The sequence below is a fragment of the Virgibacillus halodenitrificans genome (genome assembly GCF_001878675.1).
GTDB lineage: Bacteria > Bacillota > Bacilli > Bacillales > Amphibacillaceae > Virgibacillus_Q > Virgibacillus_Q halodenitrificans.
The window spans coordinates 2,092,318-2,114,677 of record NZ_CP017962.1 but is presented as its reverse complement, the minus strand read 5'-3'; the positions used below and the strand labels follow the sequence as shown (position 1 = coordinate 2,114,677).

Below are 22,360 nucleotides of genomic sequence, written 5' to 3'. Positions count from 1 at the left end.
CTATGACTAAGATTGCACCATCTATTTTATCAGCAAATTTTGCGAATTTAGGATCAGAAATTCAGGAAGTAGAGCAAGCCGGTGCGGATTATATTCATGTAGATGTAATGGACGGGCATTTTGTGCCAAATATTACAATAGGCCCTTTAGTAACAGAAGCAATTAGACCAGTTACTGAACTGCCATTAGATGTTCATCTAATGATCAACGACCCTGATCGTTATATTCCTGCATTTGCGCAAGCAGGGGCTAATATTATAACTGTCCATCAAGAAGTTTCTAAACATTTACACCGTACGATTCAACTTATCAAAGACAATGGAGTGAAAGCTGGTGTAGTTATTAATCCGGCAACACCTGCTGAATTCTTACTCCCTATTTTATCTGATGTGGATATGGTTCTTGTAATGACTGTTAATCCAGGGTTTGGCGGTCAATCTTTTATCCATGGAATGCTAGAAAAAATCAAACTACTGGCACAGTGGAGAAATGAAAAGAATCTGTCATTCGAGATTGAAGTAGACGGAGGAGTTAATTCAAGCACTGCAAAACTTTGTACAGATGCAGGTGCTGATGTATTAGTAGCAGGGAGTGCAATTTTTAATAAGCAAGACAGAAAACTAGCAATTAAGGAGATAAGGGATGCAATAAAGGGGTAGATAAATTATGCGGACAATAGCAATTATAGGGAACAGTCCCCATACCTATCCAGATCTTCAAATCTATAAAAATGATGTTGATATTTGGATTGGAGCAGACAGAGGTTCAATAGAATTGATCCGACAAAAAGTACCAGTAGATTACGCTATTGGTGACTTTGATTCTACAACTGAAGAAGAGAGGGGAATAATCAAAGATTACTGTAACGAATTTGAGGAATACCCTTCCGAAAAGGATGAAACAGATCTCGAGCTTGCCCTTCTAAAGGCTTTTTCGTTACAGCCTCAATGTATATTGCTATTTGGAGTTACCGGGGGAAGACTAGATCATGAATTAGTAAATATTCAACTATTGTATAAAATTGTATGCAACAATATAAAAGGGAGCATTATTGATAAAAATAATGTACTTGAGCTTACTATGCCTGGAACTCATAAAATATCTGCAGATGCATATTACCCAACGGTTTCTTTTATTCCATATACGAAGGTAGTAAAAGGACTATCGCTGACAGGTTTTTACTATCCACTTACAAAACAAGATATTACATGGGGTTCTACACTCTGTATCTCTAACAAGCTTATTGGAAAAAATGGTACTTTTTCTTATGAAGAAGGCATACTATTACTAGTAAAGAGTCGTGACACGATTCAGAAGTAAGCTTTGTTTGTAAAAGAGGAGGGCGAACTCATGAAATTTTATACTATTAAGCTCCCAAGGTTTATCGGTGGATTTGTGAGGGTAATAATTGGCACCTTCAAAAAAGATTAAAAACAATTGCGTCGTCATGCTTACCCCCGACAAACTATAGAAAAGCTTAAGGTCTGGAGAGGGAGACGCACGAGCTGGAAAAAGCTCTTGCTGGCAAAAATATTTTAAAGTCTCTAATTTTATAACCTTCTTATGTCCTGGAAAAAAGCTTTTGTCATATATGGCAAAAGCTTTTTTCGTTTAGAGTCTTAATTAAGGCTCTAAAAATATATCTTGATGTAACATAGTCATATTATTCTCTAACTATTTCAAGTATAATATGAACTGGATTATCTATCAGTTGTACAGCGTTTACGATAAATATTTACACAATCAAAAAAGGTCTACTACAAATGGTGGTGTACAACCTATCTGTCGAAGTCGGAGAAAGCGATGAGGCCATGTCGGGCGGCGAAGAAGACACTGCGAGATTACGTCGCACTTGTACCCGGAGGTGTGAAAGCGTCCGCCTGAAACGTAAATCAATGGGTACTTTTTCTTTATAATGAATTACTCCATCCACCACAAGTTACTTCGTAATATATCTATTTTGCGAATTATTGGATAATCCAATATATATTAGAACATCAAAAAAAGCACCCGTGTATCATGTATATGATGGGTGCTTTCTTGACTATAACTAATGTTAAGTTGTATGCTCTGGTATATTATACGCGTTCTACTTTACCTGATTTAAGTGCACGTGCAGAAACATAAACACGTTTCGGCTTACCATCTACCATTATACGTACTTTTTGTACATTAGCTTTCCAACTACGCTTATTGGAATTCATCGCGTGAGAACGTTGATTCCCAGTACGAGTTTTACGTCCAGTAACAACACATTTTCTAGCCATGTTATCCCTCCTACTCTCTAGCATGTGTCAATTAATACTTATACAATTTACCATAACTAGACAGATATTGCAATTACTAAATGCGTTAATATAAAGAAAAATCACTTGACAGAATAAAGTGTATCGTTCATTGTTAAAAGGGGTAAAATGGATAGCATTTACTCACTTTTAATATTATCATGCATGTAGTAAAATATTCTTATATCAAGAAAATGAAACACCAAAATATGAGGAACAAGTTATAATTTGATGGTGACTTATGTTTGATAATCAGCATGTTTTAAACCTTTGCTTAACAGATGTAAGTTAATTCTGGAGCTCAAGTTAAGAATTAACTCAATTGAAGTTAAGAGGTTCTTGACTAATTTTGTTAAAGGAGGATTATTATGTCCATTGAATTAAATACAAATGATGGTCATGTAACGATAACAAACGATGTTATTTCCACCATTGCTGGCGGAGCAGCAGTTGAATGTTATGGCATTGTTGGCATGGCGTCTAAAAGTCAAATTAGAGATGGTATTGCAGAAATCCTTAGAAAAGAAAACTTCTCAAAAGGAGTAGTAGTTCGGCAAGAGAATGACAAGTTGCATATAGATATGTATATTATTGTTAGTTATGGAACGAAAATTTCAGAGGTTGCTCATAATGTTCAATCACAAGTGAAATATATTTTAAGTCAATCCCTAGGATTATCTATTGACTCAGTAAATATTTACATTCAGGGAGTAAGAGTAGCTAAGGATTAAAATTTTTAGTTTAACGAATTTAGATTCGGAAGAGAATTATAAACAGTGCAGTAATTACCCAATAGGAAGAAGCCTGGGGCCGTGGTAATCCCGCAAAGATGTTGCGGGAACAATGGTCCTATATGAGGCTTAGATATTAAAAAAAATACATATTTATCAAATAAGCGTTAGCTTTGTTGCTTTAGAGGAGGAAATATGGTGACTATACAAAAGTTAGATGGCATTACCTTTGCACAGATGGTGCTTTCGGGAGCTCATCATTTGTCAAACAATGCTCAAAAAATTGATGCTTTGAATGTTTTCCCGGTTCCTGATGGGGATACCGGCACAAACATGAATTTATCTATTACATCTGGTGCGTCTGAAGTAAAGAAACAAGACAGTAATAGTATTTCTATTGTAGCTGATGCCTTTGCCAAGGGTTTGTTAATGGGCGCAAGAGGGAATTCTGGAGTGATTTTATCACAAATATTTCGCGGTTTTTCTAAAGGTCTGGAGAAAAAAGAAACCGTAACTGTAGAGGACTTAGCAGTTGCTTTCGAAAGTGGTGTTACAGCAGCATATAAAGCTGTAATGAAACCTGTTGAAGGAACTATTTTGACTGTGGCAAAGGATGCAGCTTCTGCAGCAAGAGAGCATTCAGGTTCATTAAATAATATTGTTGAATTAATGGAAATAGTAGTTGAAGAAGCGAAAGCCTCACTAAAGCGTACACCAGAATTATTACCAGTCTTAAAAGAAGTAGGAGTAGTTGACTCAGGTGGGCAAGGACTTGTTACGATCTATGAAGGATTTTTGGCTTCTTTAAAAGGTGAGAAATTACCAGAGAATAATGCAGATATTGATATGGAAGACATGGTAAACGCAGAGCACCATAAAATTACTCAGGATTTTATGGACACCTCTGAAATTGAATTTGGTTATTGCACGGAATTTATGGTGAAGTTTGAGGAAGAAAAAACTTCGGAAAATCCATTTAGTGAAGAAGCATTCCGAAATGAATTAAGTGAGCATGGAGATTCATTATTAGTTGTTTCCGACGATGAAATAGTTAAAGTTCATATTCATGCAGAATACCCTGGAGCATGTTTGACCCTGGGTCAGCAATATGGCAGCTTGATTAATATGAAAATAGAAAATATGCGAGAGCAACATACGGCAATTGTAGGAAAGAATAAAAAAGAAACACCTAAAGAAAAATCCGAGTATGCAATTGTAACTGTTGCTATGGGTAAGGGCTTAAAAGAGTTGCTTGAAAGTTTAGGAGCGACCGTAGTTATCGAAGGCGGTCAAACAATGAACCCAAGTACTAAGGATATAACGGATGCAATTAAACAGGCAAATGCTAAACAAGTACTGATCTTACCTAATAATAAGAATATAATAATGGCAGCAGATCAGGCAGCTGAATTAGCTGACGAAGAGGTACGAGTTGTTCCAACGAAGACAATTCCTCAAGGTATAAGTGCCATGCTTGCTTTCCATCCGGAAGCCGACATTGACATGAATAAGGAAACAATGAACGAAGCCAGACAGCATGTTAAAACTGGACAAGTTACGTATGCTGTACGTGATACACAAATTGATGGAATTACAATAGAAAATGGTCACTTCATGGGGATTTTAGACGGTAAAATAACCTCAACGAATCAGGATCATTTTGAGACTGTGAAACTTCTTCTGAAGGAAATGATTGGCGAGGAAGATGAAATCCTGACAATTCTGCAAGGTGAAGATGTAAAAGACGAAGAGCTTAATACACTAGTAAAATATGTAGAAGAAGCTTATGAAGATATTGAAATAGAAGTGCACAAAGGTAACCAACCAATTTACTCCTATATTTTGTCAGTAGAATAAAATAGTCGCCTCTTTTGAGGCGACTATTTTTATATACCAATAACTTTCATTGCAAAATCTAATATAAATAAAGCTGAGATTATGACTAAAGACATGGTTAGTTCTTTTTGTTTTCCTATAGCTATTTTTACAATAGGATATGCAATAAAGCCAAATGCCATACCATCAGCTATGCTATACGTGAAAGGGATCATGGCTATGATCAGAAACGCAGGTAATGCTTCAGATAAATCGTTTAAAGGAATTTCTTTAATATTTTGCACCATGATTACCCCAACAATGATTAGAATTGGACTTATAGCAGTAGCTGGAATCACTGTTATATATGGAATAACAAAGATAGTTAGTAAAAATAAAATACTAGCTGTTACCGCTGTTAGACCAGTTTTTCCCTTTGATGCAATAACAGCAGCATTCTCTGCAGCTGAAACTGTAGGAGAAGTGCCAATAAATGCACATGTAAGTGTTGAAAAAGCCGTTAGTTGATAAGCCTTACTGTAGCTCTCATCACGTTTTAGCATATGAAGTTGACCATGTAATAACCCCATATTTTCAAAAACAAGAATCATTACTAAAGGAAATACCGCAAGCCAAAATGATAAACTATCAACAGCTGAAAAAGCTGGTAAATGTATGAGCTCCCCTATATTTAAACTCATTGAGGTACCGTTCTTTGGTGAAATGATCCCTAAAAAATATGCTATCACCGTTCCTAATATCATGGTTAGCAGAAAATTAGCAGGCACATTCTTAATAAATAAAAATATTGCCAGGAAAAGCGTCAAAAGACTCGCAATCACTGTCGGTGAGGAAAAATCACCAATGGCTATTATTGTATTACTTCCGCTTACAACCAGACCACTTTTTTCAAGTCCGATGAGTATAAGGAAAAAGCCAAGGCCCACTGATATCGCATGTTTTAATGAGTCAGGTATAGCTTCTTTTAATATAATACCAATTTTAGTGAATGCCGTAATTAAAAACAGCACGGAAGCTACAAGTACAACAGCCAAGCCTTCTTCAAACGATAATCCTGATCCTTCTACAATGGAGTATGCAAAAAGCGCATTAATCCCCATGCCAGGTATTAAAATTAGAGGCAATCGTCCTATTACCCCCATACATAAGGTGCCAACAAAACTGGCAAGAATAGTGGCCATCATCCCACTCTCTAAAGGTAATCCGGCTTCATTTAAGATGGACCCGTTAACTACAATAATATACATTGTGGTTAGGTAGCCAATTAGCCCAGCTAATACCTCTTTACGAACATCAAAATTCTTAAAAGGCATGAAAACTCCTCATATTTCGTTTTTGTCCCTCTCCCACCCGATTATGTTTCTTGTAATATACAAATAAAACATATAATCCACGAATGATAATTATAAACTTTTTTGATATACTTTACAATGAATGAAAAATTAATAGTTTAAATAGGCGGTGGCTATTTATGAAATATAATTCAGTTTTTGATATTATTGGACCGGTAATGATAGGTCCCTCCAGTTCACATACAGCAGGTGCAGCTAGAATTGGGAAAGCTGCTAGAAACCTTTTGGGAAAACAGCCTTCCTGGGCTAAAATCTATCTATATGAGTCATTTGCCAAAACTTATAAAGGGCATGGAACAGATTTCGCTCTGGCTGGAGGTCTGCTTGGATTTGAAACGGACGATCCACGAATGAGTAAAGCACTAGATATTGCAAAGGAAAACCAATTGGAAATCGAATTTATTGAAGATAGCTCTGCAGTTGATCATCCAAATACTGCACGACTAATCATTGGGGACAAAGAAGAATCTATCGAACTTATAGGTATTTCAATTGGCGGAGGTAAGGTAGAGATTACGGAATTAAATGGTTTTGAGTTACGATTATCAGGAAACCATCCTGCTATATTAATAATGCATAACGACAGGTTCGGAGCAATAGCTTCTGTGACCAAAATTCTTGCCAAGCATGAAATTAACATTGGACATATGGAGGTTAATCGTAAAGATGTGGGTAAGGAAGCACTTATGGTAATTGAGGTTGACCAAAATGTAGAAGATGGGGTACTAGAGGAACTCCAAAGCGCTGATCACATAATTCAGATTTCCAAACTTGTTAGCTAGGCAGGAAAAAGAGAGGGGTTTTAATAAATGTTTCGAACAGTAAAAGAACTTGTGGAAATGGCAGAAAAAGAGAAGATACAAATTTCTGAAGTGATGATCCGTCAGGAAATGGATGTAAAAGAAAAAACACGCAGTGAAGTGTTTTCCGAAATGGAAAGAAACCTTGAGGTAATGGAAAAAGCAATTGAAGATGCGTTGCAGGGAGTCCAATCCGTAACAGGTTTAACGGGTGGAGATGCAGTGTTAATTCAAAAATATATGCAAGAAAAAACTCCCTTATCAGGAAACCTGCTGCTGGATGCAGTTAGCAAAGCAATGGGGACAAATGAAGTGAATGCTGCTATGGGGACCATCTGTGCCACTCCTACAGCAGGAAGTGCCGGCTGTGTACCAGGTACATTATTTGCTGTTAAAAATCAATTGAATCCTACACGTGAGCAAATGATTCGTTATTTGTTTACTTCAGGAGCCTTTGGCTTTGTAGTGGCAAATAATGCATTTATCTCTGGTGCAGCAGGCGGATGCCAAGCCGAAGTTGGCTCAGCTGGAGCTATGGCGTCTGCTGCAATAGTCGAAATGGCAGGAGGGACACCTCAACAATCTGCAGAAGCATTTGCAATGACATTAAAAAACATGCTTGGGTTAGTTTGTGATCCTGTGGCGGGTTTAGTAGAAGTTCCATGTGTAAAACGAAACGCAGCTGGTTCTTCTTTAGCTATTGTATCCGCAGATATGGCATTAGCAGGTGTAACAAGCCGGATTCCATGTGACGAGGTCATTGGTGCTATGTATCGAATTGGCAAACAGATGCCGTCAAGTCTAAGGGAGACTGGTGAGGGTGGATTGGCTGATACACCAACAGGACGGTTGCTAAAAGAAAAAATATTTGGAATGTCAATGTAGGAAGAGTGATTCGCTTGTTAAACAAAGAAGTAACGAATATAAAAGGTGTAGGTGAGAAATTCGCCGAAGACCTGGAGATCATGGGCATTTCTACTGTCGAGAATTTATTTAATTATTTTCCATATAAATATGATTTTTTTGAAGTTAAGCCACTTAGTGAATTGATTCATGAGGATAAAGTGACGATTGAGGGAAGGGTTGTGCACGAGCCTTCCCTTACTTTTTATGGAAAAAAGAAATCAAGATTAACTTTCACGATAGAAGTTGAAAATATTGCTATAAAAGCAGTAATGTTTAATCGAGCTTTTGCTAAGAAGCATATCCATGCAGGAGAAATTGTCACATTGACAGGGAAATGGGATACTCATAGACTGCAGATTACAGTGAGTAATTATAAGACGGGACCAGCCGATGTCCACGCCAAAATTCAACCGGTGTATTCTGTGAAAGGAAAAGTTACCAATGCTAAATTAAGAAAAACCATTCAATCTGCAATAAATGGGTATGGTAAGGAAATACCTGAGTTATTGCCAGAACAATTTCTAAACCAGTATAAGTTGCCAACTCGTAGAAACGCTTATGAAGTAATGCATTTTCCTCCCAATCGAAAAGCTTTAAAGCATGCCAGGCGACGTTTTGTTTATGAGGAATTTCTAATATTTCAATTAAAAATGCAGTTGCTGCGAAAATATAAAAGAGAAGCTACCCAGGGAAATCAACAACAGTATGACCCTCAAAAAATACAAGAATTCATACAACTGTTTCCTTTTTCATTAACTGAGGCACAAAATAAAGCATTGAAACAGATTTTAGCTGATATGAAGTCTCCATTTCGAATGAATCGCCTTCTCCAGGGGGATGTCGGGTCCGGTAAAACAGCTGTGGCTGCCATTTGCCTTTACGCATCTGTGACAGCAGGTAAGCAAGGGGCCCTTATGGTACCAACAGAAATTTTAGCTGAACAACACTTTCAATCATTGCAAGAACTATTTGGTGACAAAGCGAAAATTGGATTGCTAACAGGGTCTGTTAAAGGAAAGAAGAGAAAGGAACTAGTTGCAGCTATTGAGCGTGATGAAATACATATTGTCGTGGGAACTCATGCTCTGATTCAGGATGATGTTCGATTCCATGACTTGGGCTTTGCAATAGTAGATGAACAGCACCGTTTTGGAGTGGAGCAAAGAAGAGCATTAAGAGATAAAGGACTGCTGCCGGATGTTTTGTTTATGACGGCCACACCTATTCCTCGAACACTAGCAATAACTGCATTTGGGGACATGGACGTATCTGTTATTGATGAGATGCCTGTTGGTAGAAAGGCAGTAGAAACGTACTGGACAAAGGAAAATACGATAGAACGTGTACTGGAATTTATGCAAAAACATGTAATGCAGGGGGAACAAGCCTATGTTATTTGCCCGCTTATTGAAGAGTCGGATAAGCTGGATATCCAGAATGCAGTAGACCTTTATCATCAGCTTAATGAATATTACCTTCCATCCATTGAGGTAGGGTTAATGCATGGAAGGCTAAGTAACGAAGAAAAAGATACTGTCATGAAGAAGTTTGCAGCGAATGAAATTCAGATCCTTGTATCAACTACTGTAGTCGAAGTAGGTGTAAATGTTCCAAATGCAACTATTATGGTTATTTATGATGCTGAACGCTTTGGTCTCTCACAACTGCACCAGCTACGAGGGCGAGTCGGTAGAGGAAAAAGCCAAAGTTATTGTATTTTAATATCCGATCCAAAGGGCGAAGTAGGAAAAGAGAGGATGCGGATCATGACAGAAACAACAAATGGCTTTGAGTTATCCGAACAAGACTTGAAATTGAGAGGACCGGGGGACTTTTTTGGAAAAAAACAAAGCGGAATACCTGAATTTAAAGTTGCTGACATGGTACATGATTACCGTGCCCTGGAAACCGCAAGGAAGGATGCAGCGGAAATTATTGATTTGAACTTGTTAGAAACAAAAGAGGACTACTATCAACTTAAATGTTATCTTGAAGAAAATTCCTTTATTGAAGATAAATTAGATTAAATGGGATACTTGCATAAATAAATATGGTATTATATATTACTATTAGGACCAAGTCATAAATTTTTGTTTTTCTATTTTTTTATTATAGATAATCGACAATATTAGTAATATGGACGGTGCCATTAATGAAACGAACAAAAGCCGAACGCCAAAATTTATTAAAAAAAACAATAGACGAAACACCTTTTATTACTGACGAAGATCTAGCTAAAAAGTTCTCGGTTAGCATCCAGACAATTCGTTTGGACAGACTGGAGCTTTCTATTCCGGAACTGCGACAACGAATCAAATCAGTAGCAACTGATCAATGGAATGAAACAGTAAAGGCTCTACCATTAGAAGAGGTTATTGGTGAAATCATTGATTTGGAGTTGGATAAACGAGCTATTTCCATATTGGACATCCGTGAAGAGCATGTGTTTTCCCGAAACAAAATAGCGAGGGGACATCATCTGTTTGCACAAGCTAATTCATTGGCCGTTGCTGTTATTAACGATGAACTGGCTCTAACTTCTAAAACCCAACTGAAATTTACAAGACAGGTTCGGGAAGGCGAAAGGGTAATTGCAAAGGCAATAGTTGAGGGAAATAACAGTAAAGGATTAACCGTTGTTCATGTAAACAGTTTTGTAGGTGAGGAAAAGGTCTTCATGGGTACTTTCCAAATGTACCATTCAAGCGGAAAAGGAGTAGAAATTAATGAGACTGGCAATTGATGCAATGGGAGGGGATCATGCACCCAAAGAAATAGTTCTTGGTGCTATGGATGCTTTGGCCCAAATTGAAAATCTACAAATCACTTTATTTGGTGATGAAAAGAAAATCAAACAATATGTGAGTAATCATACGAATTTAGAGATAGTTCATACAACGGAAAGAATTACGGGTGAAGATGAGCCCGTCCGAGCGGTAAAGCGGAAAAAAAATGCTTCTCTTGTTCTAATGGCACAAGCAGTTAAGGATAACAAAGCCGATGCCTGTATTTCTGCAGGTAATACAGGTGCTCTAATGAGTGCTGGATTATTCGTTGTTGGAAGAATTCCTGGTATTGATCGTCCTGCATTGAGTCCAACACTACCTACTATTGACGGAAAAGGATTTTTAATGTTAGATGTGGGTGCAAATGTAGATGCGAAGCCACATCATCTAATGCAATATGCAATTATGGGTTCCATTTATACCCAGAAGGTTCGCTCTATTTCTAATCCTACTGTAGGCTTATTAAACGTAGGGACAGAAGACGGAAAAGGTAATGATCTTGCTAAAAAAGCATTTGTTTTACTTCAGGAAGCGCCTATTAATTTTATTGGAAATGTAGAGGCACGCGATATTTTAAATGGTGCAGCAGATGTAGTAATAACTGATGGGTTTAGTGGGAATATTGCTTTGAAAACAATTGAGGGTACGGCAGAGACAATGTTTTCTATGTTAAAAGGAACCTTTATGACTTCTTTAAAAACAAAACTCGCTGCAGGAATGGTAAAGAATGACTTAAAGGGGCTAAAAAGTAAGCTCGATTATTCCGAATATGGTGGTGCTGGTCTATTTGGATTAAGCTCTCCTGTGATCAAAGCTCATGGGTCTTCCAATCGCAGAGCAGTATATAATGCTATAAAACAAGCTTGTCATATGGTGGAACATCATGTGACTGATACCATTAAGGAAACTGTAGAATCAATGGAAAACAGCAAGGAGGAAGAAAATTGAAAAAGGTAGCTTTCATGTTTCCCGGTCAAGGGTCACAAGCTGTAGGAATGGGCCAATCATTTTATAATGAATACCAGAAAATTAGAGAATTGTATGATGAAGCTAATAGTTTACTGAAAAAAGATATTACAAAAATAATGTTTGAAGGGCCGAAAGAGATACTTACCGAAACAGAAAATACTCAACCAGCGTTATTACTATCCAGTATCGCTGTGCATACATTATTGATCGAAGAAGAAATTCAGCCTGTTATGACAGTAGGACACAGTCTGGGAGAATATAGCGCATTAGTAGCCGCTGGTGCAATTTCATTAGAAGAAGCACTTCCGCTTGTAGCAACTCGAGGAAAATTAATGGAAGAGGCTTTTCCTAAAGGTCAGGGAACCATGGCTGCTGTACTTGGGATGAATGAAGAGAAAATTCAAGATTGCTTAAATGAAGTAGAGGATGAAATAGTTGATATAGCAAATTTAAATTGCCCTGGTCAAATAGTTATTTCAGGCTCAAAAGAAGGCATTGAAGAGGCGACAGAAGTATTAAAAGCAAATGGAGCAAAACGAGTAATGCCACTAAATGTTAGTGGACCTTTCCATTCCAGATTAATGAAATCTGCAAACGAGAAGTTTTCTAATCATTTAAATGAAGTACACTTCTCGGACACGAGCATACCTGTATATGCAAATGTTTCTGCTTCGCCAGTTACAGAACATCAGAGAATGAAGGAATTGCTTATTAAGCAACTATATTCACCCGTTCGCTTTGAAGAATCAATACGCAAAATGATAGAAGCAGGTGTTGATGCCTTTGTTGAGGTCGGAAATGGCAAAGTCTTAAGTGGCTTAGTTAGAAAGATAGATAAACAAGCAAAAACGTTCGCAGTACAGGATAAAGAATCATTGCAGGAATTTGTTACTTGGTATAAGGGGGAAGCATAATGTTGAAAGGTAAAAGTGCTCTTGTAACAGGCTCATCTCGAGGTATTGGCAGAGCAATTGCTTTAGAGCTGGCGAAACAAGGTGCTAACGTTGCCGTGAACTTTTCTGGTAATGAGGAAAAAGCTCAGTCCGTTGTTGAAGAAATTGAAGAATTAGGTGTGAAATCATTTAAAGTAAAAGCAGATGTGTCTAATGAAGCAGAAGTTAAACAAATGATAAAGCAAGTTGTCGATCAGTTTAACAGCTTGGATATTTTAGTGAATAATGCAGGGATAACAAGGGATAATCTACTTATGCGGATGAAGGAAGAGGAATTTGATCAGGTTATTAATACAAATCTAAAAGGTGTGTTTGTCTGCACCAAAGCTGTAACAAGACAAATGATGAAGCAAAAGGCTGGTAGAATTATTAATGTTTCTTCTATTGTTGGCGTAAGTGGAAACCCGGGACAAGCTAATTATGTTGCAGCTAAAGCGGGTGTGATTGGCTTGACAAAAACTACTGCAAAGGAATTGGCTTCACGTAACATACTTGTCAATGCTATTGCACCTGGTTTTATTTCGACCGATATGACAAATGCACTTACGGAAGAACAACGTAAAGACATGCTTGATATGATTCCACTTGCAAAATTGGGAGAACCTGAGGATGTTGCAAAGGTAGTGCGCTTCCTTGCATCGGAGGACGCTAACTATATTACTGGACAAACTATTCATATAGATGGTGGTATGGTAATGTAGTTTAAAAATGAAAAGGACCACCTTTACTTGAAAGGAGGTGAAGCATGATGGCAGACGTATTTGATCGTGTTAAAACAATTATCATAGATCGTCTTGACGTAGAAGAAGAAAAAGTAACTATGGAGGCATCTTTTAAAGATGATCTTGATGCAGATTCATTAGACGTTGTTGAACTTGTTATGGAGCTTGAAGATGAGTTTGACATGGAAATCGCTGATGAAGAAGCTGAAAAAATTAATACAGTAGGTGATGCTGTAAACTACATAAATAGTTTACAATAGGTGTTGATTCTTCAGTTTCACAAAAGGCCTATATAGCATCTTACTTTTTGAGAGTCTCGCATTTGCGGGACTTTCCGTATATTTATAATGATTGAGGGTGGCATAAATGGATGTTAAACATTTAGAAGATCAGCTTGAAATTAAGTTCGATGACCTAAAGCTGTTAAGACAAGCCTTTACACATTCATCTTATGTGAATGAGCATCGAAAAGAAGCATTCTCAGATAATGAACGGTTGGAATTTTTAGGGGATGCTGTGTTGGAATTAGGTGTTTCTCAGTATTTATACAAAAAAAATACCATGATGCCTGAAGGAGAAATGACCAAATTGCGTGCTTCTATTGTTTGTGAAGCCTCTCTTATGAACTTTGCGAGGGACTTAAACTTTGGCCAATATATATTATTGGGTAAAGGAGAAGAACAAACAGGTGGAAGAGATAGGCCTGCATTACTAGCAGACGTTTTTGAAGCATTTTTAGGTGCTTTGTATTTGGATAAAGGCTTTTTAGTGGCAATGGAATTTCTAGAGAAATATGTTTTTCCAAAAATTAAAACAGGTGCTTTTTCGCATGCGATGGATTATAAGAGTCAATTGCAGGAATTGGTACAGCAATACAAAGATCAAACGGTTGAGTATAAAATTATTGAAGAAAGAGGTCCGTCTCATAACAAAGAATTTGTTGCTCAAGTGCTGATTAAAGAAAAAGATTCAGGAATGGGTGTTGGTAGAACCAAGAAAGAAGCGGAACAAAGAGCTGCTAAAACAGCTTTGGATAAATTTAATTCTTAATCATCTCTAGTTCCCAGCATTTCTGCTATAAAAAGTGAAGTTTTACGAAATAATTCGTCTCTCAGCATTTTTTAATAGAACATAGAAAACAGGCTGTTATTACAGCCTGTTTTCTATCGTTAACTCTTGCGAACTGATCGCAGCTCTTCGATAAAAGCTTGTGTTTCTGAAGCGCTTAAGTGCCCTTTTTGTACGATCATATCATGCATCATTTTCAGTTCATCGTACTTTGCCAAATCATAGTCTTTAGGGTCCATTATCGAGCGATTTACAACCCCTAAACGATCGGCCAATTCATCCAAGAGTATTTTTAAGTTTTCCTCTGTTGCTTGATCCAATGTCATATTAACACCTCTTAATATCTTATTACTAGAATAACAACGTTTACGCTACTTCTTTTGTTACTATGTTTATGATAAAATAAATGCGTTAAAAAGCCAAATTGTTTCTAAAGAAATTTAATATGAGACTTATTTCGTCTTATAATTTGTAGGAGAAATGTATATGTTTTTAAAACGGTTGGAAAGTGTGGGTTTTAAATCTTTTGCAGAGAGAATCCATGTTGATTTTGTGCCCGGTGTTACTGCAGTAGTTGGCCCAAATGGAAGCGGGAAAAGTAATATTACTGATGCGGTACGATGGGTCCTTGGGGAACAATCAGCAAAATCGCTACGTGGTTCTAAAATGGAAGATATCATTTTTCAAGGCAGTGACACAAGAAGGGCATTAAATGTCGCGGAAGTTACCTTAGTTCTTGATAATAATGACCATGCTCTTCCTTTGGATTATGAGGAGGTTAGCGTAACAAGACGTGTATACCGCTCAGGAGAAAGTGAATATTATATTAATAAACAAGCTTGCAGACTGAAAGATATTGTCGATTTATTTATGGATTCTGGTCTTGGCAGGGAGGCTTTCTCCATAATAAGCCAAGGAAAAGTGGAAGAGATTCTCAGTTCAAAAGCTGTAGAGAGAAGAACCATATTTGAAGAAGCTGCAGGAGTATTAAAATATAAGCAAAGAAAGAAAAAAGCAGAATATAAATTAGCAGAAACTCAGGAAAACTTAAACCGTGTAGAGGATATTGTCAATGAGGTTGAACAGCAGATGAGTTCTCTTGAGAATCAGGCCAAGACGGCTGAGAAGTATTTACAGTTTAAAGATGAACTTACACAGAGTGAAGTTTCCTTACTTATAACTGTCATAGATACACTTCACACCCAATGGAGAAATTTATTAAAAGACATTGAAGTGGAGAAAGAGAAAGAAATTTCTTTGAAAACCGCGATACAGGGTAAGGAGGCTACTGTTGAACGGGAAAGAAATGCGCTGCAGCTATTGGATCAAGAAATAGAAAAGTTTCAGGAAGATTTGCTAAAGACTACCCAGGAATTGGAAAAGTATGAAGGAAGAAAGAAGTTGCTTCATGAACGAACAAAGCATGCTACCGAGAATAGAGAGAAATTAGAGAAGCAAATAGATCAAACTTCAGTGAAAATTGGTAAACTTCATGAAGAATTTATCAAGGAAAAAAAGAAATTATCTGCACTTAATGATAGAAAGAAATCTACACAGCAAAGTATAAAGGAACTAAAAGGTTATTTAGAGCTTGATCAGGAAGCACTTGCTGAACAAATTGAGGATTTGAAATCTGATTATATTGAGTTATTAAATCAGCAAGCAGCTAAAAGAAATGAATTACAATCTATTGCAAAGCAATTGCAACAAATTAATGGTAAAAAGGATCAACAGGATGTGAAGTTTAAGGAATTACTAAAGAACAGAGAAGATACACAACTATCTGTGAAGAAACTCTCCTCCTCTTTATCAATCTCTAAAGCAGAAGTTGAAGATAAAGAAAAATTGATCCAGCATATAAAGGATTCCATAAGTGCTGAAAGGACTGTTTTCGAGCAAGCTCAAAGTAAACTTTATCAAGGATACCAGTATATTGAGAAGCTGAAATCTAAACAAGAAATGCTCCAAGAAATGAAACAGGATTTTCAAGGTTTCTTCCAAGGGGTAAAAGCAATACTTAAAGCACGTGAGAATGAAAAATTGCATGACATATATGGTGCAGTTATTGAACTTATTGATGTGCCAAATAGATACATAACTGCTATTGAGACAGTCCTTGGTGGACAATCCCAACATGTCGTTGTAAAAAATGAAAAAGCAGCTAGGGATGCTATTTACTGGCTGAAAAAAACAAACAACGGTAGAGCAACCTTTCTTCCGTTAGACAGCATTCAAGAAAGGTATATTTCTCCAGATTTACTCTATAAATTAAAAGAACATCCGGGCTTTGTTGGCATTGCCGCCGATCTGATAAAAATAGACGCATCATTTTCCCGAGCAGTTAAACATTTAATGGGACATGTGGTTATTGCCCAGTCGCTGAAAGATGCAAACGAAATAGCAGGAATTGTAAAGAGAAAGTTTCGTATTGTTACCGTGGACGGGGATGTAGTTAATCCAGGTGGTGCAATGTCTGGCGGAGCAAATAAGAAAACAAATCAATCTTTATTTACAAGAGAAAAAGAACTTCAAGAGTTAACGGATAAGTTAAAAGACTTTCAAGAGAAGACACTCTCGTTTGAACAGCAAGTGAAGGATAAAAGGCAGCGTATTAAAGAACTTGAACAACAATTAAGCGATGAGGAATCGATATTAATTGAATCTAAAGAAAAGCTTCAGCAACATTATTCTAATTCGAAAGAACAAGAAATGAAGCTTGATGCACTTAATAGCCAGCTTGAAATGTATGATTATGATAGAAACCAATATAAAAATGACCATAACTCTCTTATTCAACGTGAAAAACAATTAACCATTGAACTTACCAAGATTAAAGAGGAATTGAATTCTCTGCAAAACAAAATGGATGATTTAACCAAGCAGGAAAAGATGTATAATGAGCAGCAAGATGCCAACAAAAGCAAACTTCATCAGAAACAAGTTTTATTGGCTGAGCAAGAAGAACGAATGAAAAGCCAAAAGGAAAAGACCAATGGAGTACAAAATCAATTAGAAGAATTACAACAACAGTATGATTTATTTCAGAAAGAACTTGTCGAGATAAAATATGTAGACAATTCCACTCACACGGAAGAAGAATTAGATAATATTATTATTTCAAATAAAGAAAGTAAAACCAGTCTGACTGACTCTATTCAAAGAAAACGATTGGAACGAACCAATCGAAGCCAACTTTTGGAAGATAACGAAAGAGAAATTAAGGAAGAAAATAAAAAACATCAAACACAGTTACAATTAATTCAACAAAAGGAAGTAAAAGCGAATCGGCTGGATGTTGAGTTGGAAAACCATCTTTCTCAACTTCAGAGTGACTATATGATTACCTATGAAAAAGCACTGCAAGCTTACGAAAAAACGAAGGATATAGAAAAATCAAAGGCCGTTGTTAATCAATTAAAGCAACAAATAGAAAACTTAGGAACAGTCAATATTGGCGCAATTGATGAATTTAAACGGATTAATGAACGCTATTCATTTTTAACTGAACAGAGAGCAGATCTAATAGAAGCAAAGCAAACTCTCTATGCGATAATAAAAGAGATGGACGAAGAAATGATTAAGCGTTTTGATGAGACATTTTCTCAAATCAAAGAGGAGTTTGCAGTCGTATTTCATCAGTTATTCGGGGGAGGACGTGCAGAGTTAAAGCTGACGGATCCAAAAAAACTGCTTGAAACTGGTGTAGAAATTGTAGCCCAACCCCCAGGGAAAAAATTACAAAACCTTGGCTTGTTATCTGGTGGAGAGAGAGCATTAACTGCAATTGCTTTATTATTTGCTATTTTACGTGTTAGACCTGTGCCTTTTTGTATACTAGATGAAGTAGAGGCAGCCTTGGATGAAGCGAACGTAGTCAGATTTGCGAAATACGTAAAATTATATAGTGAAGATACTCAGTTTATTGTAATCACCCACCGAAAAGGTACAATGGAAGAAGCAGATGTATTGTATGGGGTGACCATGCAGGAATCTGGTGTCTCAAGGCTAGTTTCTGTACGGCTTGAGGATACAAAAGAACTAGTGAATTCATAAGGAGGACCATCGATCATGGGATTTATGGATAAATTTAGAAATAAATTTAAACAGAGCGAAGAAAAAGAAGAAGTATCAGCAAAATACAAGGAAGGTATGAAGAAGACTCGCAGCTCTTTTTCAGGAAAAATCAATAATTTAATTGCCCGGTATCGTAAAGTGGATGAAGATTTCTTTGAAGAGTTGGAAGAGATCTTAATCTCTGCTGATGTAGGTGTAATGACGGTAATGGATCTTATTGATGAATTGAAAATGGAAGTGAAGCGACAGAATATAAGTGATACGAAAGAAGTTAAAGATATAATTTCCGAAAAATTAGTAGAGATATACTACGGAGAAGCAGATGAAAAGATAGAAGAGTTACATTTGGAGGAAGGGCAACTTTCCATTATATTAGTTGTTGGTGTTAATGGAGTTGGTAAAACGACATCTATAGGGAAATTAGCTCATCAATTAAAACAAAAAGGGAAAAATGTTGTGCTTGCTGCAGGCGATACCTTTAGGGCAGGAGCCATAGAGCAATTAGAGATATGGGGTGAGCGTGCAAGTGTAGACGTAATCAAGCAAAATGCCGGAAGCGATCCAGCGGCTGTGATTTTCGACGGCATTAAAGCAGCTAAATCACGTAATGCTGACGTTTTAATTTGTGATACAGCTGGTAGACTGCAAAATAAAGTGAACTTAATGAACGAACTGTCAAAAGTAAAACGAGTAATTGAGAAAGAAGTCCCAGGGGCTCCTCATGAAGTACTTCTCGTACTTGATGCGACCACTGGCCAAAATGCACTTACCCAGGCCAAAACCTTTTCAGAGGCAACAGATGTTTCTGGCATTGTATTAACTAAATTGGATGGGACTGCTAAAGGTGGAATCGTCCTGGCTATTCGTAATGAGCTGCAAATACCGGTTAAGTTCGTTGGCTTGGGTGAACAAATGGACGATTTAAGAGAATTTGATGCGCATGCCTTTGTTTACGGTCTTTTTGCTGATATGCTACAAGAAGAGGAATAAATTAAGCCAGCTTGACAAGTCTTGTTTTATTTCTGTAAGATAAATATAAATTGTAAAGTGAAATCACTTAACAAGGCGGGGTGTATAATGCTCGAAAAAACTACCAGAATCAATTATCTTTTCGATTTCTATCAAGCGTTGCTGACACCCAAACAAAGAAATTATATGGAAATGTATTACTTGGAAGACTATTCATTAGGGGAAATATCCGAGGTTTCCAATGTTTCCAGACAGGCTGTATATGATAATATAAAACGGACGGAAGCGATGCTTGAATCTTATGAAGAAAAATTGCATTTATACAGTAAATTTAAGAATAGAGTTGTTTTAATTAAAGAACTCGAGACAATGGTTCCCAAAGAATTTACGGAGCTATTGCATAAACTCCATCAATTAAAAGATATAGATTAGGGGGAAACCTTCTATGGCATTTGAAGGATTGGCCGACCGTTTACAGAGTACAATTAAGAAGATCACTGGTAAAGGGAAGGTATCTGAACAAGACGTAAAGGAAATGACAAGAGAAGTTCGTCTTGCCTTGTTAGAGGCTGATGTAAACTTTAAAGTGGTTAAAGATTTAATTAAAAGAATTAAAGAACGGGCTATTGGTCAAGAAGTGATGGAAAGCTTAACTCCTGGTCAACAGGTTATTAAGGTTGTTCAGGATGAATTACGTGAGTTAATGGGGGGAGAGCAAAGTAAAATAGCTGTTGCTGACCGCTCGCCTACAGTGATTATGATGGTTGGTTTACAAGGTGCAGGTAAAACAACTACATCTGGCAAACTGGCTAATCTCTTGCGAAAAAAGCATAATAGATCTCCGTTATTGGTGGCATGTGATGTATACCGACCTGCAGCGATAAATCAATTGGAGACATTAGGTGAACAGCTTGATATGCCTGTATTTTCTATGGGAACTGATGCGAATCCAGTAGATATTGCCAAACAATCTATTGAAAAGGCAAAGGAAGAACATCGGGATTATGTAATTATTGATACAGCTGGTCGTTTGCATGTTGATAATGACCTCATGGATGAATTACAGCAAATTAAATCAACTGTAAAACCTGATGAAATATTTTTAGTTGTGGATGCTATGACAGGGCAAGACGCAGTAAACGTCGCTGAGAGCTTTAATGATCAATTGGATATTTCTGGTGTGGTGTTAACGAAGCTTGATGGCGACACTCGTGGAGGGGCTGCTCTTTCCATAAAAGCAGTCACGGACAAACCAATTAAATTTGCTGGTATGGGAGAAAAACTGGACCAACTCGAGGCATTCCATCCAGACCGTATGGCATCAAGGATTTTAGGTATGGGTGACGTCCTTTCTTTGATTGAAAAAGCTCAGACAAATGTGGATGAGAAACAGGCAAAGGAATTAGAAGAAAAAATGCGGACGATGTCCTTCACTTTCGATGATTTTCTCGAGCAAATGGGTCAAGTAAAAAACATGGGCCCGTTAGATGAGTTAATGTCTATGATTCCAGGTGCTAATAAAATGAAAGGTCTTAAAAACGCCCAAATTGATGAAAAGCAACTTTCACATGTGGAAGCAATCATTCAATCAATGACAAAAAAAGAGCGTAAAGACCCAAGTATTATGAACGCTAGTCGCAAGAAAAGGATTGCTAAAGGATCGGGGACTTCGGTTTCCCAAGTAAACCGTTTGTTAAAGCAATTTGAAGAAATGAAGAAAATGATGAAACAAATGACAAATATGCAAAAGGGGAAAAAAGGCAAAGGATTAAATTTCCCGTTTATGTAAGATAGCAAAATGAAATGTTGGTATTAGAATAAAATTATAATGTAATGTAAAAACACTTTACAGACAAATTACTTTCTGTTAGAATTTAATCTTGTGTGAGACATTTAAATTTGGAGGTGCAAATCATGGCTGTTAAAATTCGTTTGAAACGTATGGGTTCAAAAAGAAATCCATTTTACCGTATCGTTGTAGCTGATTCACGTTCTCCTCGTGATGGACGTCAGATTGAGCAAATCGGGACATACAACCCAGTAGTTAATCCAATTGAAGTTAAAATAGATGAAGAAAAAGCATTGGATTGGATGACAAAAGGTGCTAAGCCAAGTGATACAGTTCGCAATCTTTTCTCAAAAGAAGGCATCATGAAGAAATTCCACGAACAGAAAAATCAATAGTAAAGTAGTGTGATATATCATGAAAGCCCTAATTGAAACTATTGTTACTTCTCTCGTTGATCATCCCGAAGATATCGTGGTGACAGAGACCGAAGAGAATGAAAAAGTAGTTTATCACCTTTCTGTAAATCAAGAGGATGTAGGCAAGGTGATTGGCAAAAATGGACGTATTGCAAAGGCAATCCGTACTGTAGTTTATGCTGCAAAGACGGATAGTGGAAAACGTATTTATCTTGATATTATGTGAAGGGGAAGGGGGATACCTTTCCCTTTTTCTACATCTCTGGTAGTTGTATTACTTGTGAGAGTGAGGAAATTACGTGAAAATTATCCAAAAAGTCCTGATTAAACAAATTGTAACAGAGAGAAGTAAAGAAAAGTTAAAGAACAACTTTACAAGCCATAAAATGCGGCTTGAACAAGAGTGTCAACAACTGCTTTTTGAACAAAGAAAGCTACAAAATAAACCAGGGGTATCCAAACAAGATATTAGTCAACGTTTTCAACAAGAGATAAAAAATCGAAAAGAAAAAATAAAGTTAGCAGACTTTAAAATTGAGCAATTGGATATGCTTGAAATGGGTAGTGAGATTATAGAAGACCAAGTTGAAGCTCTTGTTGAGGTTTCTGTAGGTATGGATTGGAATGAACCAATAAAAGAAAAAGCAATTATAATTAAGGACGAAACTGTCGTTCGAATAGATGAATAGTTAGTAGGTGAAAGC

24 protein-coding genes are annotated in these 22,360 nt (G+C 36.9%); 21 read left to right on the top strand and 3 right to left on the bottom strand.

The window, feature by feature from the left end; all coding sequences use genetic code 11:
* Positions 1–2 precede the first annotated feature (2 nt).
* The 3 genes from rpe to spoVM are packed head-to-tail and all read left to right on the top strand — an operon-like array spanning position 3 to position 1,431.
* The gene (rpe, locus tag BME96_RS11095) at positions 3–659 is read left to right on the top strand and encodes a ribulose-phosphate 3-epimerase (RefSeq protein WP_060680802.1); all 657 of its coding nucleotides are present in this window, start codon (positions 3–5) and stop codon (positions 657–659) included.
* 7 nt (positions 660–666) lie between these two features.
* The gene (locus tag BME96_RS11090; RefSeq protein WP_060680804.1) at positions 667–1,320 is read left to right on the top strand and encodes a thiamine diphosphokinase; all 654 of its coding nucleotides are present in this window, start codon (positions 667–669) and stop codon (positions 1,318–1,320) included.
* A 30-nt stretch (positions 1,321–1,350) separates the two neighbouring features.
* Complete coding sequence (gene spoVM / locus BME96_RS11085) at positions 1,351–1,431, top strand: stage V sporulation protein SpoVM (protein ID WP_019376515.1); 81 nt, start codon at positions 1,351–1,353, stop codon at positions 1,429–1,431.
* A 647-nt stretch (positions 1,432–2,078) separates the two neighbouring features.
* Here the strand turns inward: spoVM and rpmB are convergent.
* Positions 2,079–2,267: a 50S ribosomal protein L28 gene (gene rpmB / locus BME96_RS11080; protein ID WP_019376514.1), complete on the bottom strand. Its 189-nt coding sequence runs from the start codon at positions 2,265–2,267 to the stop codon at positions 2,079–2,081.
* A gap of 386 nt (positions 2,268–2,653) precedes the next feature.
* Here rpmB and BME96_RS11075 point away from each other — a divergent pair, with 386 nt between their 5' ends.
* Together BME96_RS11075 and BME96_RS11070 are read left to right on the top strand one after the other, a co-directional pair.
* Positions 2,654–3,016, top strand: a complete 363-nt coding sequence (locus BME96_RS11075; RefSeq protein WP_019376513.1) for an Asp23/Gls24 family envelope stress response protein — start codon at positions 2,654–2,656, stop codon at positions 3,014–3,016.
* Positions 3,017–3,214: 198 nt separating this feature from the next.
* Entirely contained in the window at positions 3,215–4,873 is a 1,659-nt protein-coding gene (locus tag BME96_RS11070; RefSeq protein ID WP_060680806.1) for a DAK2 domain-containing protein, read from the top strand.
* A 29-nt stretch (positions 4,874–4,902) separates the two neighbouring features.
* On the opposite strand, the gene BME96_RS11065 is transcribed toward BME96_RS11070, so the two are convergent.
* Entirely contained in the window at positions 4,903–6,165 is a 1,263-nt protein-coding gene (locus BME96_RS11065) for an NCS2 family permease (protein ID WP_071649081.1), read from the bottom strand.
* 158 nt (positions 6,166–6,323) lie between these two features.
* Here BME96_RS11065 and sdaAB point away from each other — a divergent pair, with 158 nt between their 5' ends.
* From sdaAB to rnc, 9 genes are all read left to right on the top strand, one after another.
* Entirely contained in the window at positions 6,324–6,986 is a 663-nt protein-coding gene (gene sdaAB / locus BME96_RS11060) for an L-serine ammonia-lyase, iron-sulfur-dependent subunit beta (RefSeq protein WP_019376510.1), read from the top strand.
* Positions 6,987–7,013: 27 nt separating this feature from the next.
* Complete coding sequence (gene sdaAA, locus BME96_RS11055) at positions 7,014–7,889, top strand: L-serine ammonia-lyase, iron-sulfur-dependent, subunit alpha (protein WP_060680809.1); 876 nt, start codon at positions 7,014–7,016, stop codon at positions 7,887–7,889.
* A 14-nt stretch (positions 7,890–7,903) separates the two neighbouring features.
* The gene (gene recG, locus BME96_RS11050; protein WP_071649080.1) at positions 7,904–9,937 is read left to right on the top strand and encodes an ATP-dependent DNA helicase RecG; all 2,034 of its coding nucleotides are present in this window, start codon (positions 7,904–7,906) and stop codon (positions 9,935–9,937) included.
* A 125-nt stretch (positions 9,938–10,062) separates the two neighbouring features.
* On the top strand, positions 10,063–10,653 hold the full coding sequence (gene fapR / locus BME96_RS11045) for a transcription factor FapR (protein WP_060680811.1): 591 nt from the start codon (positions 10,063–10,065) through the stop codon (positions 10,651–10,653).
* Complete coding sequence (gene plsX / locus BME96_RS11040) at positions 10,637–11,644, top strand: phosphate acyltransferase PlsX (protein ID WP_019376506.1); 1,008 nt, start codon at positions 10,637–10,639, stop codon at positions 11,642–11,644. Before fapR ends, plsX begins: the two co-directional genes overlap by 17 nt.
* Positions 11,641–12,579 carry an ACP S-malonyltransferase gene (gene fabD, locus BME96_RS11035; protein ID WP_060680813.1) on the top strand — a complete coding sequence of 313 codons (939 nt, stop codon included), beginning with the start codon at positions 11,641–11,643 and terminating at the stop codon, positions 12,577–12,579. Before plsX ends, fabD begins: the two co-directional genes overlap by 4 nt.
* Positions 12,579–13,319 carry a 3-oxoacyl-[acyl-carrier-protein] reductase gene (fabG, locus tag BME96_RS11030; protein ID WP_019376504.1) on the top strand — a complete coding sequence of 247 codons (741 nt, stop codon included), beginning with the start codon at positions 12,579–12,581 and terminating at the stop codon, positions 13,317–13,319. The genes fabD and fabG overlap by 1 nt, the downstream gene beginning before the upstream one ends.
* A 47-nt stretch (positions 13,320–13,366) precedes the next feature.
* Positions 13,367–13,600 (top strand): acyl carrier protein, encoded by a 234-nt coding sequence (locus BME96_RS11025; RefSeq protein WP_026041346.1) that lies wholly within the window; start codon positions 13,367–13,369, stop codon positions 13,598–13,600.
* Positions 13,601–13,706: 106 nt separating this feature from the next.
* Entirely contained in the window at positions 13,707–14,390 is a 684-nt protein-coding gene (gene rnc, locus BME96_RS11020; RefSeq protein ID WP_019376502.1) for a ribonuclease III, read from the top strand.
* A 119-nt stretch (positions 14,391–14,509) separates the two neighbouring features.
* Here the strand turns inward: rnc and BME96_RS11015 are convergent, their stop codons facing one another.
* On the bottom strand, positions 14,510–14,734 hold the full coding sequence (locus BME96_RS11015) for a DUF1128 domain-containing protein (protein WP_019376501.1): 225 nt from the start codon (positions 14,732–14,734) through the stop codon (positions 14,510–14,512).
* Between the two features lie 160 nt (positions 14,735–14,894).
* On the opposite strand from BME96_RS11015, the gene smc reads away from it, so the two are divergent.
* From smc to BME96_RS10980, 7 genes are all read left to right on the top strand, one after another.
* A complete protein-coding gene (gene smc, locus BME96_RS11010; protein WP_071649079.1) occupies positions 14,895–18,461 on the top strand; it encodes a chromosome segregation protein SMC in 3,567 nt (1,188 codons plus the stop codon).
* Between the two features lie 15 nt (positions 18,462–18,476).
* On the top strand, positions 18,477–19,472 hold the full coding sequence (ftsY, locus tag BME96_RS11005) for a signal recognition particle-docking protein FtsY (RefSeq protein WP_019376499.1): 996 nt from the start codon (positions 18,477–18,479) through the stop codon (positions 19,470–19,472).
* Between the two features lie 87 nt (positions 19,473–19,559).
* The gene (locus BME96_RS11000; protein ID WP_019376498.1) at positions 19,560–19,883 is read left to right on the top strand and encodes a putative DNA-binding protein; all 324 of its coding nucleotides are present in this window, start codon (positions 19,560–19,562) and stop codon (positions 19,881–19,883) included.
* A 13-nt stretch (positions 19,884–19,896) separates the two neighbouring features.
* On the top strand, positions 19,897–21,240 hold the full coding sequence (ffh, locus tag BME96_RS10995) for a signal recognition particle protein (RefSeq protein WP_019376497.1): 1,344 nt from the start codon (positions 19,897–19,899) through the stop codon (positions 21,238–21,240).
* A 125-nt stretch (positions 21,241–21,365) separates the two neighbouring features.
* Entirely contained in the window at positions 21,366–21,635 is a 270-nt protein-coding gene (gene rpsP, locus BME96_RS10990) for a 30S ribosomal protein S16 (protein ID WP_019376496.1), read from the top strand.
* Positions 21,636–21,654: 19 nt separating this feature from the next.
* Positions 21,655–21,882 (top strand): KH domain-containing protein, encoded by a 228-nt coding sequence (locus BME96_RS10985; RefSeq protein ID WP_019376495.1) that lies wholly within the window; start codon positions 21,655–21,657, stop codon positions 21,880–21,882.
* Between the two features lie 73 nt (positions 21,883–21,955).
* The gene (locus BME96_RS10980; protein ID WP_019376494.1) at positions 21,956–22,345 is read left to right on the top strand and encodes a YlqD family protein; all 390 of its coding nucleotides are present in this window, start codon (positions 21,956–21,958) and stop codon (positions 22,343–22,345) included.
* Positions 22,346–22,360 lie beyond the last annotated feature (15 nt).

Excerpts from the sequence above, each read along its gene's own strand:
- rpe (WP_060680802.1), top strand. The coding sequence starts at position 3 with ATGACTAAGATTGCACCATCTATTTTATCAGCAAATTTTGCGAATTTA.
- BME96_RS11090 (WP_060680804.1), top strand. The coding sequence starts at position 667 with ATGCGGACAATAGCAATTATAGGGAACAGTCCCCATACCTATCCAGAT.
- spoVM (WP_019376515.1), top strand. The coding sequence starts at position 1,351 with ATGAAATTTTATACTATTAAGCTCCCAAGGTTTATCGGTGGATTTGTG.
- rpmB (WP_019376514.1), bottom strand. The coding sequence starts at position 2,267 with ATGGCTAGAAAATGTGTTGTTACTGGACGTAAAACTCGTACTGGGAAT.
- BME96_RS11075 (WP_019376513.1), top strand. The coding sequence starts at position 2,654 with ATGTCCATTGAATTAAATACAAATGATGGTCATGTAACGATAACAAAC.
- BME96_RS11065 (WP_071649081.1), bottom strand. The coding sequence starts at position 6,165 with ATGCCTTTTAAGAATTTTGATGTTCGTAAAGAGGTATTAGCTGGGCTA.
- sdaAB (WP_019376510.1), top strand. The coding sequence starts at position 6,324 with ATGAAATATAATTCAGTTTTTGATATTATTGGACCGGTAATGATAGGT.
- sdaAA (WP_060680809.1), top strand. The coding sequence starts at position 7,014 with ATGTTTCGAACAGTAAAAGAACTTGTGGAAATGGCAGAAAAAGAGAAG.
- fapR (WP_060680811.1), top strand. The coding sequence starts at position 10,063 with ATGAAACGAACAAAAGCCGAACGCCAAAATTTATTAAAAAAAACAATA.
- plsX (WP_019376506.1), top strand. The coding sequence starts at position 10,637 with ATGAGACTGGCAATTGATGCAATGGGAGGGGATCATGCACCCAAAGAA.
- fabG (WP_019376504.1), top strand. The coding sequence starts at position 12,579 with ATGTTGAAAGGTAAAAGTGCTCTTGTAACAGGCTCATCTCGAGGTATT.
- BME96_RS11025 (WP_026041346.1), top strand. The coding sequence starts at position 13,367 with ATGGCAGACGTATTTGATCGTGTTAAAACAATTATCATAGATCGTCTT.
- rnc (WP_019376502.1), top strand. The coding sequence starts at position 13,707 with ATGGATGTTAAACATTTAGAAGATCAGCTTGAAATTAAGTTCGATGAC.
- BME96_RS11015 (WP_019376501.1), bottom strand. The coding sequence starts at position 14,734 with ATGACATTGGATCAAGCAACAGAGGAAAACTTAAAAATACTCTTGGAT.
- smc (WP_071649079.1), top strand. The coding sequence starts at position 14,895 with ATGTTTTTAAAACGGTTGGAAAGTGTGGGTTTTAAATCTTTTGCAGAG.
- ftsY (WP_019376499.1), top strand. The coding sequence starts at position 18,477 with ATGGGATTTATGGATAAATTTAGAAATAAATTTAAACAGAGCGAAGAA.
- BME96_RS11000 (WP_019376498.1), top strand. The coding sequence starts at position 19,560 with ATGCTCGAAAAAACTACCAGAATCAATTATCTTTTCGATTTCTATCAA.
- ffh (WP_019376497.1), top strand. The coding sequence starts at position 19,897 with ATGGCATTTGAAGGATTGGCCGACCGTTTACAGAGTACAATTAAGAAG.
- rpsP (WP_019376496.1), top strand. The coding sequence starts at position 21,366 with ATGGCTGTTAAAATTCGTTTGAAACGTATGGGTTCAAAAAGAAATCCA.
- BME96_RS10985 (WP_019376495.1), top strand. The coding sequence starts at position 21,655 with ATGAAAGCCCTAATTGAAACTATTGTTACTTCTCTCGTTGATCATCCC.